This window comes from Rhodococcus ruber NBRC 15591, assembly GCF_001894945.1.
Lineage (GTDB): Bacteria > Actinomycetota > Actinomycetes > Mycobacteriales > Mycobacteriaceae > Rhodococcus > Rhodococcus ruber.
This window is the reverse complement of the sequence record NZ_BCXE01000014.1, coordinates 17,813-34,706: the sequence shown is the minus strand read 5'-3', so window position 1 is coordinate 34,706 and position 16,894 is coordinate 17,813. Positions and strand designations below refer to the sequence as shown.

Below are 16,894 nucleotides of genomic sequence, written 5' to 3'. Positions count from 1 at the left end.
ATTTTGGTCTGATTCTCGGGGGTGAGCCGCTCCGGCGGCTCACCCCCGAGAACTCACTCAGCTGCTGTACGCCTCCAACGGCGGGCACGAGCACACAAGGTTCCGATCCCCGTACGCCCCGTCGATGCGTCGCACCGCGGGCCACACCTTCGCGCGGGTCTGCCCCAGTGGATACACCGCGATCTCACGGCTGTAGGGGTGGATCCATTCCCCCACCAGGCACTGGGCGGTGTGCGGCGCCCCGCGCAGCGGGTTGTCGTCCACCGGCCACTCCCCTGCCCCGACGCGGTCGATCTCGCCGCGGATGGCGATCATCGCGTCGATGAACGCATCGAGCTCGGACAGGTCCTCGCTCTCGGTGGGTTCGACCATGAGGGTGCCCGCAACGGGGAAGCTCATGGTGGGTGCGTGGAAGCCGTAATCCGCCAGACGCTTGGCGACGTCGTCCACCGTGACGCCCGTGTCCTTCGTCAGGGGCCGCAGATCGAGGATGCACTCGTGCGCCACCATGCCGTTCTCACCCGTGTACAGGACGGGAAAGTACTCGTCGAGCCGGCGCGCGATGTAGTTCGCCGACGCGATCGCGGTCAGCGAGGCCCGCCGCAGGCCCTGCGCCCCCATCAGCTTGATGTACGCCCACGTGATCGGGAGGATGGACGCCGATCCGAACGGCGCCGCCGACACCGGTCCGCCCCCGCCGAGCCCCGGCTCCGCCGGGTGTCCGGGCAGGAACGGCACCAGGTGTGCGCGCACGCCGATCGGCCCCACCCCGGGACCGCCCCCGCCGTGCGGAATGCAGAACGTCTTGTGCAGGTTCAGATGACTCACGTCGCCGCCGAACTTGCCGGGTCGTGCCAGACCGACGAGAGCGTTCAGGTTGGCCCCGTCGATGTACACCTGACCACCGGCGTCGTGCACGGCGCCGCAGATGTCGGCGATCTCGTGTTCGTAGACGCCGTGGGTCGACGGGTACGTGATCATGATCGCGGCGAGACGTTCGGCGTGATCGGCGATCTTCGCACGCAGATCGTCGAGGTCCACGTCACCGTTCGAACGGCACGCGACGACCTCCACGCGCATACCGGCCATGACCGCGGAGGCCGCGTTGGTGCCGTGCGCGCTCGACGGGATCAGGCAGGTGTCGCGGTGCTCGTCGCCCCGGCTCAGATGGTAGTGGCGGATGGCCAGAAGCCCGGCGTACTCGCCCTGGCTGCCGGCGTTCGGCTGCAGGCTCACCGCGTCGTACCCGGTCACCGCGGCAAGCCACCCTTCCAGGTCCGCGATGAGCCGGCGGATGCCTGCGGTCTGATCCGCGGGGGCGAACGGATGCAGCGCCGAGAATCCGGGCCAGGTGATCGCCTCCATCTCGGCGGCGGCATTGAGTTTCATCGTGCACGAACCCAGCGGGATCATGGTGCGGTCGAGCGCGAGGTCCATGTCCGACAGGCGGCGCAGGTACCGCATCATCGCGGTCTCGGTACGGTACCGGGTGAACGCCTCGTGCTCCAGGTACGCGCTCGTGCGCGCGAGGTGCCGGGGAAGGGCGGGCGCGGCTTCCGCCGCGGTGTCCTCCGCCCCGAACGCGGCAACAACTGCAGCCACATCGGCCTCGCTGGTCGCCTCGTCGCACGAGACCCCCACCTGGTCGTCGTCGACCCGCCGGACGTTGATGCCGGCCTCGAGCGCCGCCGCGACCACCGCGTCGGCGCGGCCGGGAACGCGGACCAGAACGGTGTCGAAGAAGCTGTCGTGCACCACGTCGATGTCGGCGGCTCGCAGCGACGCGGCGAGCCGGGCGGCCTGGCCCGCCACACGGGTCGCGATCCCGGCCAGGCCTTCGGCGCCGTGGTACGACGCGTACATCGCGGCGAGGACCGCGAGAAGCACCTGCGCGGTGCAGATATTGCTGGTCGCCTTCTCACGGCGAATGTGCTGCTCACGCGTCTGCAGCGCCAGCCGGTACGCCGGCGAACCGTCGGCGTCGACCGAGACACCGACGAGCCGGCCAGGCAGGTTGCGGGCATGGGCGGCGTGCACCGCGAGATAGCCGGCATGCGGCCCGCCGAATCCCATGGGCACGCCGAACCGCTGGGTGGTGCCGAAGCATACGTCCGCGCCCTGTTCACCGGGCGGGGTGAGCAGCGTCAGGGCCAGCAGGTCCGCCCCCACCGCCACGAGGGCGCCACGCTCGTGCGCCGCCTCGACGAGGGGACCCGCGTCGAACACCCGGCCGGAGGCACCCGGGATCTGCAGGATCACGCCGAAGAACTCCCCCTCGGGCAGACCGTCGTCGACGAGATTCGCGGTGACGATCTCGATTCCCAGGGGTTCCGCGCGGGTCGCGAGGACCGCCGCGGTCTGGGCGAACACGTCGGTGTCCACGACGACCCGCGTGCTCCGGCACTTGCGGTTGGCGCGCGCGAGCAGCGTCATCGCCTCCGCGGCGGCGGTCGCCTCGTCCAGCATCGACGAGTTGGCGACCTCCATGCCGGTCAGGTCCGAGACCATGGTCTGGAAGTTGAGGAGGGCCTCGAGGCGCCCCTGGCTGATCTCCGGCTGGTACGGGGTGTATGCCGTGTACCAGGCGGGATTCTCGATGATGTTGCGCAGCAGGACCGGCGGAGTCAGCGTGCCGTAGTACCCCTGACCGATCATCGACGTCGCGACGGTGTTCTGCCCGGCGAGTTCCTGCAGGGCCTTCAGCACCTCGTGTTCCGACAGCGGCGCGTCGAGCGACTCGAGTCCGTCCGCGACCCCGTCGGTCCGCGCGTCGAGGATCCCGGCGGGCACCGCCTTCGCGGCCAGTTCGTCGAGGGATTCGACGCCGACGACGTCGAGAATGCGGCGCAGTCCCGCCGCGTCGGGGCCGACGTGGCGGTCGGCGAAGGTGTGGGTGGCAGCATGGGTCATCGCGACTCCCTGAGGTCGGAGGTCCGCATCCGGGCAAGGGTCGCACGGTGCGTGTCCTCCCCCTCTGTCGCGAGCTCGTCGAGCGAGCGCCTGAGAGATTCGGTACCGGAACGAACCGGCCCTTTCCCCGTGGGCGGGTGGGTGCTCCCACCGCTTTCCAGAGACGTCGGTGCCCGTACGGTCCTCGATGCCTGAGAGATTGACGGGGAGGTGCTGCTCCTTCGGCGCCCGGAACAGGTCCGGAACTCTCCCGCACGGCGGCGACGTACCCCCGATTCTAGGGCACCGGGAGGCCGCGGAACACGGAGGTCGCGGGCGTTTCCTGTGACGAGCGTCTACCCGATCCGCCGATTGACGCGTTCGCGGCGGCGAGAGGCCAGTTCGTCCTCGGGTCGCTGTTCCACGTTGCCACCGTCCGCGCGCTCAGCCGGGAAGTCGGCGATGCTGCCGGTCAGCTCCCGCATGGCACCGCTCACCGCGATCCCGAACACTCCCTGCCCGCCCTGCAGTAAATCGACCACCTCTTCCGGGGAGGTGCACTCGTACACAGTCGTGCCGTCGGAGAACAGGGTGATCTTCGCCAGGTCCCGCACTCCGCGTTCGCGGAGGTGGTCGACCGCCACCCTGATGTTCTGCAGCGAGATGCCCGTGTCGAGCAGACGCTTGACGATCTTCAGGACGAGGATGTCCTTGAACGAGTAGAGCCGTTGGCTGCCCGAGCCGGCCGCGCCCCGGATGGACGGAACGACCAGGTTGGTCCGCGCCCAGTAGTCGAGCTGGCGGTAGGTGATGCCGGCGATCTGACAGGCGATGGGCACGCGGTAGCCGACGAGCTCGTCAGGCACCGAATCGTCCGGGAACAGACCCGGCTGCATCTCGTCGGCATCGAGAGCTGCCCGTGACGGGGCATCGCGGTCGACGGCGTCGAAGCTGAGCTGCTGTCCCTGCGGCCGATCTCCCACTGTTGTGACTCCCTCTCGCGTGCACAGGCGTGCCCTGGAACGAACGACGGGCGGATCCCCACCCCCATCCGGTCGTCGAGCGCTCGCGTGACCCACCGAGTCGATCCGTAGCGATTCACTCAGCGTACGCCCCGTACGAAAAGTTGGGCAGCAACACGCCGACCGGACGACGACCTTCCGGTTCCGCGTCACACTCGCGGCGCGCGTCCCGGCCGTCAGGGCCGGAAGTCGCGACAGAACCTCGGCGGCGTTCGACGATCAGCCGTCCGTCGCCTTGAAGTCGTCGGGGGAGACGGATTCGAGAAACTCCTTGAACTTCTCGACCTCGTCCTCCCGCTCATCCGGCATGACGAGGCCCGCTTCCGCCAGCACCGGTTCCTCCACGAAGACCGGCGCGCCGATGCGCAAGGCTACAGCGACCGCGTCGGAGGGGCGGGACGACACGCGCAGACCGCCGTCGAAGACGAGATCGGCGTAGAACGTCCCCTCCTTGAGATCCACGATCCGGACCTCTTCGAGGGTACGGCCGAAGGCATCGACCAGATTCTTGATCAGGTCGTGCGTCAACGGCCGGACCGGCTCGACACCCTGCTGTTCCAGTGCGATCGCCGTGGCTTCCATCTGGCCGATCCAGATCGGCAGGTACCGATCTCCGTCGACCTCGCGCAGCAGCAGGACAGGCTGATTCTGCGGTTGCTCGACCCGGATCCCCACTACTCGCATCTCGCTCATCGAGCCGCCTCCCATCCCTGCTGTGCGACGGTGGCGAACCGTCCGCCGATATCCCCCTGAATTCTAGTGCCAAACGCGCCGTCGTCGAGGTCGACGCCCGCCGCTCACCGATCCAGAGCGCCCCGGACGGCGGCCTTGACGAGGCATGTGTGCATCGTCAACGACAGCGCGGCCAGTTCCCGTACCATCTCCTCGGCCCGAGCACGCGCACCGACGTCCCGGCCCTTTGCCACCGGACCCGCGATCTGCGCCACCAGGCCCGCCTCCCGGTCGGCCGCGAGCTTGAACGCACGCAGGTGCCGAACCTCGAGGCCGAACTCGGACATGGCCTTGGCGGTGCGCGCCAGCAGCACCGCATCCTCGTCGAAGAAGCCGGCCGCGCCGGGCACGATGAGCCCGGCGCGGATCAGCTCCGTCAGGAAGGACGACTCGATGCCCGCCCGCCCGCACAGGTCGTCCCGGCTGATCCGCACCTCCCGGTCCGTGCGCAGATCCTCCGGGGACACCTGCCCCGGCGCCACGGCCAGGGTCCGGGGCCGCTTCGGGCGACCCTCCACCGAGCCCACCGTCGCGACACCGCGGTCGATCGCCTCGAGCTGTTCCTTGATCACCTTCAGCGGCAGGTACTGGTCCCGTTGCGCGGTCAGTACGTACCGCAGACGCTCACAGTCCGCGATCGAGAAACGGCGATAACCCGACGGGGTGCGTTCCGGACTGATCAGTCCCTCGGATTCGAGGAAACGGATCTTCGAGATCGTCACGTCCGGAAACTCGGGCCGGAGCCGATCGAGCACGGAGCCGATCGACATCCCCCCCGGTGACGGCTGGCGGGCAGCGGTCATCAGCTACCCGTGCCCTGCGAACCCCGCGGGCCGGTGAGGAACACCAGCCGGAACTTCCCGATCTGCACCTCGTCGCCGTTCGCGAGAACGGCCGAGTCGACCGGCTCGCGGTTGACGTAGGTTCCGTTCAGGCTTCCCACATCGACGACCTGGAACTCGCCCTCGTCCTGGCGGAACTCGGCGTGCCGACGGCTCACCGTCACGTCGTCGAGGAAGATGTCACTGTCCGGGTGACGCCCGGCCGACGTCGTCGGCTGATCGAGCAGGAAACGCGACCCGGCGTTCGGGCCACGCTTGACGACGAGCAGCGCCGATCCTGTGGGAAGCCCCTCGACCCCCGAGACCGGCGCTTCGGTCGTTCCCGCGCCCGTGCCGGTGGTATCGAGCTCGTTCAGGAAGTCGGCACGAAACACCGAAGTGGTTTCCGCAGGGGTTTCCTCGTAGCCCGCGTTGCCGTTCTCGCTCACCGTATCTCCTTATCCGTTCGGCCCTTCGGGATCGCTCCCCCGGGGCCGCAGTTTCGTTCAGCCACGATCACTTCCGGTACGGACCCGCGCCCCGACCCGGCACACGCCTACCGATGACCGTACCCTGCACGACGTCCTTCGTGCAGGCAGACGCGGCCCCGGCCGGACGCGGGGTCAGTTCTGCGTGATTGCGCGGTATCCGTCGGCGTCGAGCGTGTCCGCCAGAGCGGCGTCGAGCTCGTCCTTGCTGCCGACCTCGACGTCCACCAGCCAGCCGGCCTCGTACGGATCCCCGTTGACGAGCTCGGGATTGCCGTCCAGATCCGAGTTCACCCCAACGACTTTCGCCGTGAGCGGAGCGAACACGTCGGACACGCTCTTGGTCGATTCCACCTCGCCGAAGGACTCCCCCGCGGTGAGCTCCGCACCGGTCTCGGGCAACTGCACGAAGACGACGTCGCCGAGCTGCGACTGGGCGTAGTCGGTGATGCCGAGGCGTGCGGTCACGTCGCCGGTTCGGCGAACCCACTCGTGCTCCGCCGTGTAACGCAGATCGGCGGGTGTTCGGAACTCACTCACGACAGGTCCTTTCGGGCAGCGACATTCGCGTGGAACGCCGGGTTCAATTACCGGGCTGAGAGTATTGTCGCGGCTCGATCTCCCGCAAGGCGGGCACCTCGACCTGCGGCGACTGCTCGATCTGCACCGTCCCGCCGGCTCGGGCCACCGTGTCGACCACACCGCCGGGGATGTTCAGCGCCGCCGCCAGTGTGGGCGCGTCCCCGATCGCGGCGACGACGTAGGGCGCTGCGAGCGGTCGATCGTCGACGACCAGCGCACCTGCGGTTCCGCCCACCCAGGAGTCCACGCCGATACGCACGGCAGCGTCGCCGGTTCCGGCGACCTGCACCGCTTCCGCTCCCGCGGCGCGCAGTTCCTGGATCGTGTCGAGAAGGACCTCCGGACCGACCCCCCGCCGCGGGTCGGCGATGGTCAAGATCACTCCCGGACCGGTGGCCGGGGCGGCGCCGACCTGGATCTGCAGGGCCGACAGGCGCTGCTGCGCCTCCGCGAGCGCGGCCTCGGAGCCGTTGCGTTCCAGACTGGCCAGCGTCTGCTCCAGGGTGGTGATCTCCTGGCGCAGCTCCGCCTCGCGCCGGTTGAGGTTGTCGAGCACCACCAGCAGGTCGGCGGGCCGGGCGGAGTCGAGCGCATCCCCCGAACCGGTGTTCCTGACCTGGGTGGCGATCCCCACCCCGAGCAGAACCATGAGCAGCGCCGCCAGGGCGGAGAAGACGATCCGCGATCGGCGCGCTGTGCCGGTCTCGGCCGTGTCGTGTCGTTCGTGCTTGCCCTCGCCCATCCCGCTACGCCCCGAACAGCCTGCGGCGCAGTGCGGATGCGTTCCCGAAGATCCGGATACCGAGAACCACGACGATCGCCGTGGAGAGTTGGGTGCCCACCCCGAGTTGGTCACCGAGCCAGACGATCAGTGCGGCGACCAGCACGTTGAAGACGAAGGAGACGACGAACACCTTGGCGTCGAAGATCTCGTCCAGGTAGGCGCGCAGGCCGCCGAAGACCGCGTCGAGCGCCGCGACGACCGCGATGGGCAGGTAGGGCTGGACCACGTCCGGAACCTGGGGACTGACGATCACGCCCACCACGATGCCCACACCGAGGGCCAGCACCGCGTAGAGGGCATATCCGCGTTTGGTCACCACAGTCCTCACCGCTCTCCCGTTTCCCGTGCCGCTGCGACATCGCGCACCGTGGCGGCCGGCAGCGCCAGGTCTGCCGCGTCCGCGATGGTGAAACCTACCTCGTAGAGTTGCTGCACCCCCGCCATGCGCAGGTAGGCATCGCTGACCACGAACCCGGTCTGCAACTCGGCAGGAGACCCGACGGCGGAGACCGTGTAGGGCGAGAAGACCGGCCTGTTGTCCACGAGCATCGCTCCACCGGCCTGACGGACGGTGACACCCGGACCGATCCGGACCCCGTTGATCGCGACGGCCTCGGCGCCACTGCGCCAGAGCGCGTTGACGACCGACTGCAGGTCGCGGTCGAGAATCACCGAGGCGCTGCGGGCGCGGACCTTCTCCGCCGAGTCCGTCAGGTCGGGACGCGACGCCGGATCGGCGAGGGTGACCGTGATTCCCGGCCCGTGCACGGGCGTCGACGCCGCGTCGTCCTCTGCGCGGGCGAGCCGGTCGAGCACCGCCCTCCCTTGCTCGTCGTCGGCGAGCACCGCGATGCGGCGCTGTTCCACCTCGGTCGACAAGTCGTCGCGGGAGGCCGCGAGTGCGTCGTTGCGGTCCTCGGTCGCGCGGACGGTGGCGAGGATGTCGTCGCGCGCCTGCTCCGTCCCGGATTCGCGCTCGATGTTCTGGGCGTATGCCACGCCGAGGACGAGGCCGGCAAGCAGACCACCGAGGACGAGCCACACCCCGATGCCGGTCCGGGTCGGGCGGGAGTGGCCGGCGGCGCGGTCGCGCGCCGCGCCGGCGTACCCGGGATCGAGATGGTCCTCGAGCAGCGCTTTCAGCAGCGACGGGACGGGGTTGCGCCGGATCTGCTCCCAGTTGCGGTTCATCCGGTGGCAGGCCCTCCGGACACGGGCACCGCTCGAGCCGTCTGCACCGCCTGCAGCAGGTAGAGCGCGCCCGTCCACACGTAGAGGGCAGTGCCCCAGAGGAGGGCGGCCCACCCCGCGGGTTCGAGGACGTCGCCGGCGGCGGGAAGCGCCTGCGCGGCCAAGAGGAGCGGCAACGCGAACATGAGCAGGAACGTGGCGCCCTTGCCCAGGTACAGCACCTCCGGTGGCGGCAGACCGCGGCGTCGATAGACGGCCAGGGTCGGGGCGAGCACCATCTCCCGGCCGATCAGAAGAACGGCGATCCACCACGGCACGATGCCCCGGGCCACCAGCGCGAGAAGAGTCGTGACGATGTAGAGGCGGTCGACGAGCGGATCGAGCACCGCCCCGAGTCGCGACGCCTGATCGAGCAGCCGTGCGAGTTTGCCGTCGGCCCAGTCGGTGATCCCGCTGAGCATCAGAACCGCGAGCGCCCACCCGTCGGCATGCCGGACGAGGACCAGATAGAGGAAGATCGGGATTCCAGCCAGGCGGACGACACTCAGCACGTTGGGGACGGTGACGATGCGGTCGGATCGAGCCGGCGCACCGGTCGTCGTCGCGTCGTTCATCATCCGTCCTGTCGTTCGGGGAGTCGGTCCCGACAGCCTTGCACACCCCACGCCGCCGCTGCCCGTGCGACCGCTCACCTCCACGCGAACACGGGCTGTTCCAGGTCGTCGATGCGGGTGCTTCGGCGGTGGAGCACGACTTCACGGAACTGGTACATCACCGCCGCGGTCGGTGCGTGGACGAGATGACCCCGGAACGGCCACTGGATCACCGGCTTGTCCGACTCCGGGATGGTGACGAACCGGGGCTCGCTGTCGAGTTCGGACTCGGTGACGGCATAGAGGGCGGCAACCTCGTCCGGGTTGGGGACGAGATCGCCGATCGCCGCATCCACCCACACGACGTAGGGCGAGATGACGTAGCCCGAGCGGGTGATGTAGTCGTCCAGACGGCCGAGAATGCCGCCGGGATCGGCGCGCAGTCCGAGTTCCTCGTGCAGTTCGCGCAGCGCGGCCACGTCGGGGGTCTCCCCGTCGTCGAGGCGTCCGCCCGGCAATGCGAACTGACCGGGATGAGATCGCAGGCGCGTGGGGCGGCGAGTGAGCGGCACGACCGGGTTGCCGTGCCCGTCGTCGAGCACGGCGACGACCACCGCGGCGTGACGCCGGCCGTCCAGGGGCAGGAAACGGGGTTCGAACGCGGAGAGTGCCGACCCGACCTCGCTCGGGTCCAGGGGATTCTGGACGGTCATGGCACCGACACTAGGCGGTAGGAACTGCGATTCTGCGCATGGATCCCCGAAACGGTCCGTTCGGCGTGCCCGGCCGATGCATAGTTGTTCGACGAAACGAACAGATCCAGGGGTACACGAGGACGTGAGCATGCAGCGCACCATCCGATCGATGGCAGAGGTCCGGCGGGGAGTCGCGGAGCGGGTGGTGGGCCGCGTCCGGGAGACCGATCTTCTGCTCGCCGCGATCGGGGCAGGCCGCGACGTGCTCCTCGAGGGTCCGCCGGGGACCAGCAAGTCCACCCTGCTCGGGGCCATCACCGCCGAGCTCGGCAGTCCGCTGATGTTCGTCGAGGGGAACGCCGACCTGACGCCGGCGCGCCTGGTCGGCTATCACGATCCGGCACGGGTGCTGTCCGAGGGCTACCACGAGGACAACTTCGTGCCCGGACCGCTGGTGGCGGCGATGCGCGACGGTGGAGTGCTCTACCTCGAGGAGTTCAACCGATCGCCCGAGGACACACTCAACAGCCTGCTGACCGCGATGGCGGAACGGCGGATCACGGTGCCGCGGGTGGGCACGGTGGTCGCCGATCCGGCGTTCCGCGTGGTGGCCTCGATGAACCCGTTCGACAACATCGGCACCGTCCGACTGTCGATGAGCGTGCACGACCGGTTCTGCCGACTGTCGGTGGGTTATCAGGACACGCAGGCCGAACACGAGATCGTCGTCCGGCGAACCGGATGTGGGTCGGCACGGCTCGTCGCCGACGCGGTAGCGCTCACCCGTGCCACGCGAGAGCACCCCGATCTGCGGGGTGGGTCCAGCGTCCGCGGCGCGATCGACCTGACCCTGGTCGCCATGCAACTGTTCGACATGCGGGGGGTTGCAGACGATCTGCCGGACTCGACCGATCCACCGCGGGATCTTCCGGTGGAGTACACCGGCGCTGTGCTCGACGCGCTGCTGGTGGCGCTGTCCGGACGGATCGCGGTCGACGAGGTCTACGAAACCACGCCCGAAGCGGTCCTGCGGGAGATCTGGCAGGACCACTTCCTTCTCCGTCCTGCTGCCGCCGCCCCCGGTTGAAGGTCCGTCCCCGCCGAGGGCCCCGTGCACCATCGTGCTCAGCGCCACTCCACCGGCCGGGGAAAGCCGTTCCGGCGCAGACCGAAGCAGCTGTCGGTCGACCCGGCCCTGTACGAGCACCGCGGTGGCGACCAGGGTCTGGTGATGGTGGGTGGCCCGCATCGAGCCGGACGTACCCCCGGATCGGGAGTCGGCGCGGGACCCGGGCAGACCGACGAGCCGGCCGAGGTATTGCCGCTGGCCGATCTCGATGCCTCCGGTCCGGTCGCGGACGCCGAGGTCCGACGCCGGGCACGCGAGATTGCTGCGCGGCTGTCCGTGCCGCGCCCACGACATCGTCGTGCGCCGCGGAGGGGCCTCGGCAGGCTCCGGACGCTGCCGTATCAGGACGGTGCCGAGGAACTCGACCTGGACCGCACCGTCGAGATACTTGCCGAGGACCCGTTCGCACGGTCCACGGATCTGGTGATGCGGGATCGGATCCGCGATCGCCGGAAAGTGGTGCTGGTCGTCGACATCTCCGGTTCCATGCGCGGCGAGCGCATCCGCACCGCCGCGGCCGCGGTCGGTGCCGTGGCCGGCGAACTCGGACACGACGATCTGGCCGTGGTGGCCTTCTGGTCCGAAGCCGCCGTTCTCAGTGCCCTAGGGGAGCCGGTCTCCCCTGCCGCGCTCGTGGACCTGCTGCTCCGGATCCCGAGCAAGGGTCTGACCAACGTCGGCTTCGCGCTCGACGTGGCGGGGGGTCAGCTGCGGGACGTACCTGCGGACGAGGGACGGGTACTGCTTCTGTCGGATTGCGTGCACAATGCCGGGCCCGATCCGAGGACCGCGGCCGGCCGGCTCCCCCGGCTCGACGTGCTCGCCGACATCTCCGGTGAACACGATTTGCTCACCGCCCGCGACCTCGCTCGGTCCGGGAGGGGATTCGCCCTGCCCATCCGTGGACACCGGGATGTCGCTGCAGCGATCTCGCGTGCATTCGGCGCCTGACAGGCCGGTCCGTGCGTGTCTTGCTCGTGATTGGAGTGCTACGTAGCTGGGGAATTCGGTGATTTATACGATTCCGTCCGCGTCGGATTCTGTACATGTCGCCGACCCCGGTTTGTTCCTGAAAACACTAGAGTTCCGTGAGATCCGAAATGGGACGGTGGGTCCTTGCTGATCCCGACGGTCCGGGTTCTGCAGGAACGGACGGGAGAACGTGCCTCCACGAGACGACTCGCCATGCACCGCCCGGCTTTGCGCGGCGTGACCTACCCGGCCCTCCCCCGCATCGGCATCCGCCCATGCCGGACGTCTCGTCGGCAGCTACAACTCCCGGCAGATGTCCCAGGACGTGCCACGGTCCGGCTACCGCCGGGACGACCGGATAGGGCCCGGGATCCGTTCTCGGCAGACGCGGCGTGCAGGGCGCGGCGTGCAGGGCTTCTAGGCCGCGAGCGTCCCCGGAGGGGGCCGTCGGTGACCGACCGCGGGCTCGTGGAAGGCGCCGGGAGCGGATCCGGATGGCACCCTACGCGGCCGGCGGGACGCGTCTGCGGGCACTGCTGCCCTCCCCTTTCCCCGTTCAGCTCTCCACGCGCTTCTTCAGTCCGGTGAGGGTACTGTCGACCAGGCCCTTGATCACTCGGTTCCGTAGGAAGCCGGGCAGCGGCAGGTTGTGATGGATCGTCAGTTCGTACGTCACCGAGGTTCGGTCGGGACCGACCGCGACGAGGTGGTAACGGCCCTCCTGTCCGGTCTGCAGGCGTCCCTGGAGCATCGTCCAGCTCATGCCGTCGTCGCGGTGCCGGTAGGTGAGGGTGTAGCTGTCGGTGCCGACGGTGGCCGACGCCTTGAACCGGGCGGTGTGCGGAAGTCCGGTCCCTTCCTCGGCCTCGAGCACCTCGGCCTCGAGGATCTCGGGAATCCACTCGGTCTGGCTCTCGATGTCACGGATGGTCGTGAGCACGGTCTCCAGGGGTGCGTCGACCTGAATCGTCTTGGTGGCGCTGTCAGTGGGCATGCTCGCCGTCCCCGTAGTAGCCGAGGCGCAGGAGTTCGGTGATCTCGCTGATGAGCGGCATCCGGGGGTTCGTACGATTGCTCAGATCCTGGAACGCGTTCATCGCCAGCTCCGGCAGCGCCGTGACGAACTCCTCCTCGGGGACGCCGATCTCCTTCAGCGTGCGCGGCACCTGCATGCGACGGAGCAGGTCCTCGACGCCCTGGAACAGCCGGCGGCGGCTCTCCTCGGGATCGTGCCCACCGAACACGATCCGTCCGAGCTGGGCGTACTTCTCCGGCGCGACGTACGCGGAATAGCCGGGGGCCGGCATGAACTTGGTCGGCAGGCCGGCGTTGTAGCGAAGGGTGTGGGGTAGGAACACGCCGTTCACCCGGCCGTGGGCGATCCCGAACCTGGCGCCGACGGAGTGTGCGAGCGCGTGGTTCGTGCCGACGAACGCGTTCGAGAATGCGAGACCGGCAAGGGTGGCGGCATTGGACATGTCGGTGCGCGCGGCCAGATCGTCCGGATCGTCGTACACCCGCGGCAGCGCCTCGAAGATCAAGCGCGCGGCCTGGACACAGAACGCGTCGGTGTAGGGCGAGGCGAAGATGGAGGCCACCGCCTCCAGCGCGTGGGTGAGGGCGTCGATTCCGGTGTCGACCGTCAATGTGCGTGGCATCGAGAGGGTGAGCATCGGGTCCACGATCGCCATGTCCGGAACCAGGGAGTAGTCGACCAGGGTCTCCTTGCGGCCGGCGACGGTGAGGACGGCCGCCGGTGAGACCTCCGAACCGGTGCCGGCGGTGGTGGGGATTGCCACCAGCCGCAGCTTGTGCGGATCCTGGGGGTAGTCCGCCATGCGCTTGCGCGGGTCGAGGAACGGCAGGCTCAGCTCGGCGAGGTCCTTCTCCGGGTGTTCGTAGAACAGCCGGATGGCCTTGGCCGCGTCGATCACCGACCCACCGCCGATGGCGACGAGCAGGTCCGGCGGATTTCCTTCCAGCAGGGTGACTCCGCGGCGGATGGTGGCCTCGTCCGGTTCCGGCTCGACCTCGCTGAACACCTTGACGTGTTCGGCGCGCAGGTGGGCGCGCAGTTCGTCGACCACTCCCCGCTGTTCACTGAGCGCGTCGGTGACGACCACGACGCTGGTGCAGGGCACTTCCCGGAGGTTCTCGAGGGCCCCTGCGTTGAAGAAGGTGTTCGACGGTACGCGGAACCACTGCGGCGGGGTGCGGCGGTGCGCGACGGTCTTGATATTGAGCAGTTGCTGGTAGTTGACGTTCTCGGTGGTGCTCGACCCGCCCCACGTGCCGCAGCCCAGCGAGAACGTGGGCGTGAGGTTGTTGTAGATCCCGCCGAGGGCCCCTACCGCGGTCGGGGCGTTGACGAGGATCCTGCCGGTCCGCACGGCCAGGCCGTAGGCGTCGATCACGGCCGGGTCGGTGGCGTAGATGGCGGAAGTGTGGCCGAGACCGCCGTGTTCGGTGACGAGGACGGCGGCGTCGATGCCGTGCTGGACGTCGCGGGCGCGCACGAGGCCGAGGACCGGCATCAGCTTCTCCTGCACCAGGGGGTGCGCCGCGAGCCGGTCCAGGTCGGACGGCAGCGGCGCGAGCAGCACCTTGACCGCGGGATCCACCGTGAAACCCGCCCGGGCGGCGAGTTCGGGAGCCTGCTGGCCGAGCGCGGCGAGGTTGACCTTGTCGCCGCAGCCGAACGCGAACTCGGCGATCGCCTCCGCTTGTTCGTCCGTGAGCAGGTGCGCCCCCATCCGCTCGAACTCCGCGACGGTGGCGTCGTAGATCTCGTCGTCGATGATGCAGGTCTGTTCGGCGGGGCAGATCACGGAGGCGTCGAAGGTCTTCGAGATGAGGATGTCGACGACGGCGCCCCTGATGTCGGCCGTGCGGTGCAGGTAGATGGGAGCGTTGCCTGGACCCACACCGAGGGCGGGCTTGCCGGCGGCGTTGGCGAGAGCGACGATCTTCTGCCCGCCGGTGACCCAGATGAAGTCGACCTTCGGATGCTTGAACAGGTAATGGGTGACTTCGTGAGCGGCGTCGGGGATGACCTGGAGCGCGCCGGGAGGCATGCCGGCGGCTTCAGCCGCCGCGCGCAGGATCTCCACCGTGCGTTCGCACGACCGCACGGCGAACGGCGACGGTCGGAAGATGACGGCATTGCGGGTCTTCGCGGCGACGATCGCCTTGTACAGCACGGTGGAGGTGGGGTTGGTGACCGGGGTGATGGCCAGGACGACGCCGATGGGTTCGGCGATACGGACGATGCTGTGTTCGACATTCTCCTCGATGACTCCGACGGACTTCTTGTCCTTGAGGTAGTCGTAGAGAAACTCGGTGGCCACGTAGTTCTTGACTACCTTGTCCTCGAAGACACCGAACCCGGTCTCCTCGATCGCCACCGATGCGAGTTCCGCGGCCGCCCGGATGCCGGCCCGCACCATGGCTTCGACGATCGCATCGACCTGCTGCTGGTCGAGTATGCGGAACTGGGCCGCTGCCGCGGTTGCCGTGTCGACGACCGCGTCGACCTGCTCGTGCCGGACCGGGCCGGCATCGACGGCGGGGGTGGTCTGCGCTGTGGCTGCGTCGCCGGAGCTGTTGACGGCCTGGGATCCGGTTCCGATCCGGGTTTCGGTCATGTTGTCTCCTCGTACTGGAGATGCCCGTCGTGCCTCGGTGTGGCCGCGGCTTCTGTTCGCGACAGTACTCGCGGCGCAGGGGGTTGACTGCGGTCTTTGGACCCTGACCGTGGGCCATTCGCGGACCTGTCCCGCCGCCGGGGAACGAATGTTGCCCGGGTGGAACGGCGCGGTGTGCCGGAAGGGATGTGCAGACGCGAACGAGGCGGCCCCGGGAAATCCGGGACCGCCTCGTTCGTCGGGCGGGCTGACAGGATTTGAACCTGCGACCACTTGACCCCCAGCCGGGGCTCGAGGACCTGAGCGTGAACCGACTGTCTGTAGTCGTCTGCCCTTGTCTGTCGCTGTCGGTCGTTCAGGCGTGAAATCGAGTGGTCGAACGTGGCGTTGGTCCCCGCCGGGTCCCCGGTGGCACAGCGCCTCGGCCGCTGGCTCCGCCTCCCCGTCGCTATGCGGTTTCGTCTTCGCCGAGGAGCCGTCCAAGTAGCGCGGCCAGGTCCCTGACGCGCGTCGTTGCGACCTCCCAGACGAGCTCGTTGTCAATGACGGCGTACCCGTGGATGAGCAGTTCCGGAAGGCGACGATCCGCGGCAGGTCCGGGATCAGGGTGGCGGTGTCCGGGTCGAGACGGCTGAGCCTGTTGAGCGCCTCGCCGATGATCTCGAACTGTCGCTCAACTGCTGAGCGGAGCATCGCGTCGCTCTCGTACTCGTGCCATGTCCGGTCCGCGACGAACTGGGCGATCAGCCGAGCGGCCTTACGGGCGTCCCATAGCAGCCCCGGCGCCTCAGGCCGCATAGACCTCGTGCCCGTTCTCCTCGACCGACGCAGCGAAGTAGGGATTCTCCAGGGCAACGGGAGAGACAAGATCGACCGGGTGGTCGAGCAGGGCTTCCAGAGACTCCTTGAGACCGAAGTAGGCGTCGAAGCGGTTCGCGACGTCGTCGCGGAACTCGACGAGGAAGTCGACATCACTGGTCGACTCGTTGAAACGTTCGGTGACGGCCGAGCCGAAGATGACCAGCCGCTTCACGCCGTACCGCTCGCAGGTCTCGGCGATCGCCGCGCGATCAAGCACGAGAGGCCCAGCCATGACGCTCTCCTTCCCCTCCCGGAGTCGACTTGCACCAGTCTGGCACGTCATGCATCGGCACCCGACAATTCTGCCCGCGGGACGGGGGGCTGACGCTCTCGAGGGGCACGCCAAATCGTTCCGGAGCGACCTCGACGGCCGCCGAGGCTGCGTGAGACAGAACGGCTGGCCGTCGAGGTTGATCCGTGTCCAGGGGTCCAGGGGGCGGGAGCCACTTGGTACCACTCCCCTCGCGTTGGGACGGCCCGAGGACGGCGCG

At 68.7% G+C, this 16,894-nt stretch carries 16 protein-coding genes, 1 pseudogene and 1 riboswitch; of the genes and pseudogenes, 2 read left to right on the top strand and 15 right to left on the bottom strand.

Annotation, left to right across the window (positions count from 1 at the left end; all coding sequences use genetic code 11):
• Positions 1-57: 57 nt before the first annotated feature.
• The 11 genes from gcvP to RR3_RS09555 form a co-directional block, all read right to left on the bottom strand.
• Entirely contained in the window at positions 58-2,910 is a 2,853-nt protein-coding gene (gene gcvP, locus RR3_RS09605; RefSeq protein WP_064066749.1) for an aminomethyl-transferring glycine dehydrogenase, read from the bottom strand.
• 168 nt (positions 2,911-3,078) lie between these two features.
• Positions 3,079-3,173: riboswitch (glycine riboswitch) on the bottom strand.
• Positions 3,174-3,245: 72 nt separating this feature from the next.
• Positions 3,246-3,872, bottom strand: coding sequence for a MerR family transcriptional regulator (locus RR3_RS09600; RefSeq protein WP_003937271.1), 627 nt, complete (start codon positions 3,870-3,872; stop codon positions 3,246-3,248).
• Positions 3,873-4,130: 258 nt separating this feature from the next.
• On the bottom strand, positions 4,131-4,604 hold the full coding sequence (locus tag RR3_RS09595) for a bifunctional nuclease family protein (protein WP_010596524.1): 474 nt from the start codon (positions 4,602-4,604) through the stop codon (positions 4,131-4,133).
• A 104-nt stretch (positions 4,605-4,708) separates the two neighbouring features.
• Positions 4,709-5,446 carry a transcriptional regulator FtsR gene (gene ftsR, locus RR3_RS09590; RefSeq protein ID WP_026137991.1) on the bottom strand — a complete coding sequence of 246 codons (738 nt, stop codon included), beginning with the start codon at positions 5,444-5,446 and terminating at the stop codon, positions 4,709-4,711.
• Positions 5,446-5,913: a glycogen accumulation regulator GarA gene (garA, locus tag RR3_RS09585; RefSeq protein WP_003937274.1), complete on the bottom strand. Its 468-nt coding sequence runs from the start codon at positions 5,911-5,913 to the stop codon at positions 5,446-5,448. The genes ftsR and garA overlap by 1 nt, the downstream gene beginning before the upstream one ends.
• Before the next feature lie 174 nt (positions 5,914-6,087).
• A complete protein-coding gene (gene gcvH / locus RR3_RS09580; RefSeq protein WP_010596526.1) occupies positions 6,088-6,492 on the bottom strand; it encodes a glycine cleavage system protein GcvH in 405 nt (134 codons plus the stop codon).
• A gap of 43 nt (positions 6,493-6,535) precedes the next feature.
• Positions 6,536-7,276 carry a DUF881 domain-containing protein gene (locus RR3_RS09575; protein ID WP_010596527.1) on the bottom strand — a complete coding sequence of 247 codons (741 nt, stop codon included), beginning with the start codon at positions 7,274-7,276 and terminating at the stop codon, positions 6,536-6,538.
• A gap of 4 nt (positions 7,277-7,280) precedes the next feature.
• Entirely contained in the window at positions 7,281-7,637 is a 357-nt protein-coding gene (locus RR3_RS09570; RefSeq protein WP_003937277.1) for a small basic family protein, read from the bottom strand.
• Between the two features lie 5 nt (positions 7,638-7,642).
• Entirely contained in the window at positions 7,643-8,509 is an 867-nt protein-coding gene (locus RR3_RS09565) for a DUF881 domain-containing protein (protein ID WP_064066750.1), read from the bottom strand.
• Complete coding sequence (locus RR3_RS09560) at positions 8,506-9,123, bottom strand: CDP-alcohol phosphatidyltransferase family protein (protein WP_026137989.1); 618 nt, start codon at positions 9,121-9,123, stop codon at positions 8,506-8,508. The genes RR3_RS09565 and RR3_RS09560 overlap by 4 nt, the downstream gene beginning before the upstream one ends.
• Positions 9,124-9,197: 74 nt before the next feature.
• On the bottom strand, positions 9,198-9,815 hold the full coding sequence (locus tag RR3_RS09555; RefSeq protein WP_010596530.1) for an NUDIX hydrolase: 618 nt from the start codon (positions 9,813-9,815) through the stop codon (positions 9,198-9,200).
• A gap of 130 nt (positions 9,816-9,945) precedes the next feature.
• On the opposite strand from RR3_RS09555, the gene RR3_RS09550 reads away from it, so the two are divergent.
• Positions 9,946-10,884: an AAA family ATPase gene (locus tag RR3_RS09550; RefSeq protein ID WP_064066751.1), complete on the top strand. Its 939-nt coding sequence runs from the start codon at positions 9,946-9,948 to the stop codon at positions 10,882-10,884.
• Between the two features lie 24 nt (positions 10,885-10,908).
• Positions 10,909-11,877, top strand: coding sequence for a vWA domain-containing protein (locus RR3_RS09545; RefSeq protein WP_010596532.1), 969 nt, complete (start codon positions 10,909-10,911; stop codon positions 11,875-11,877).
• A 577-nt stretch (positions 11,878-12,454) separates the two neighbouring features.
• Here RR3_RS09545 and RR3_RS09540 read toward each other — a convergent pair.
• The 4 genes and pseudogenes from RR3_RS09540 to RR3_RS09530 all read right to left on the bottom strand — a co-directional run bounded on the left by RR3_RS09540 (position 12,455) and on the right by RR3_RS09530 (position 16,635).
• A complete protein-coding gene (locus RR3_RS09540; RefSeq protein WP_010596533.1) occupies positions 12,455-12,892 on the bottom strand; it encodes an SRPBCC family protein in 438 nt (145 codons plus the stop codon).
• Positions 12,882-15,542, bottom strand: coding sequence for a bifunctional acetaldehyde-CoA/alcohol dehydrogenase (gene adhE, locus RR3_RS09535; protein WP_010596534.1), 2,661 nt, complete (start codon positions 15,540-15,542; stop codon positions 12,882-12,884). Before adhE ends, RR3_RS09540 begins: the two co-directional genes overlap by 11 nt.
• Before the next feature lie 636 nt (positions 15,543-16,178).
• Positions 16,179-16,340: pseudogene (locus RR3_RS25320) on the bottom strand (HepT-like ribonuclease domain-containing protein); the annotation flags it as partial.
• The gene (locus RR3_RS09530) at positions 16,330-16,635 is read right to left on the bottom strand and encodes a nucleotidyltransferase family protein (RefSeq protein ID WP_225222424.1); all 306 of its coding nucleotides are present in this window, start codon (positions 16,633-16,635) and stop codon (positions 16,330-16,332) included. The pseudogene RR3_RS25320 and the gene RR3_RS09530, both read right to left, overlap by 11 nt.
• Positions 16,636-16,894: the final 259 nt, after the last annotated feature.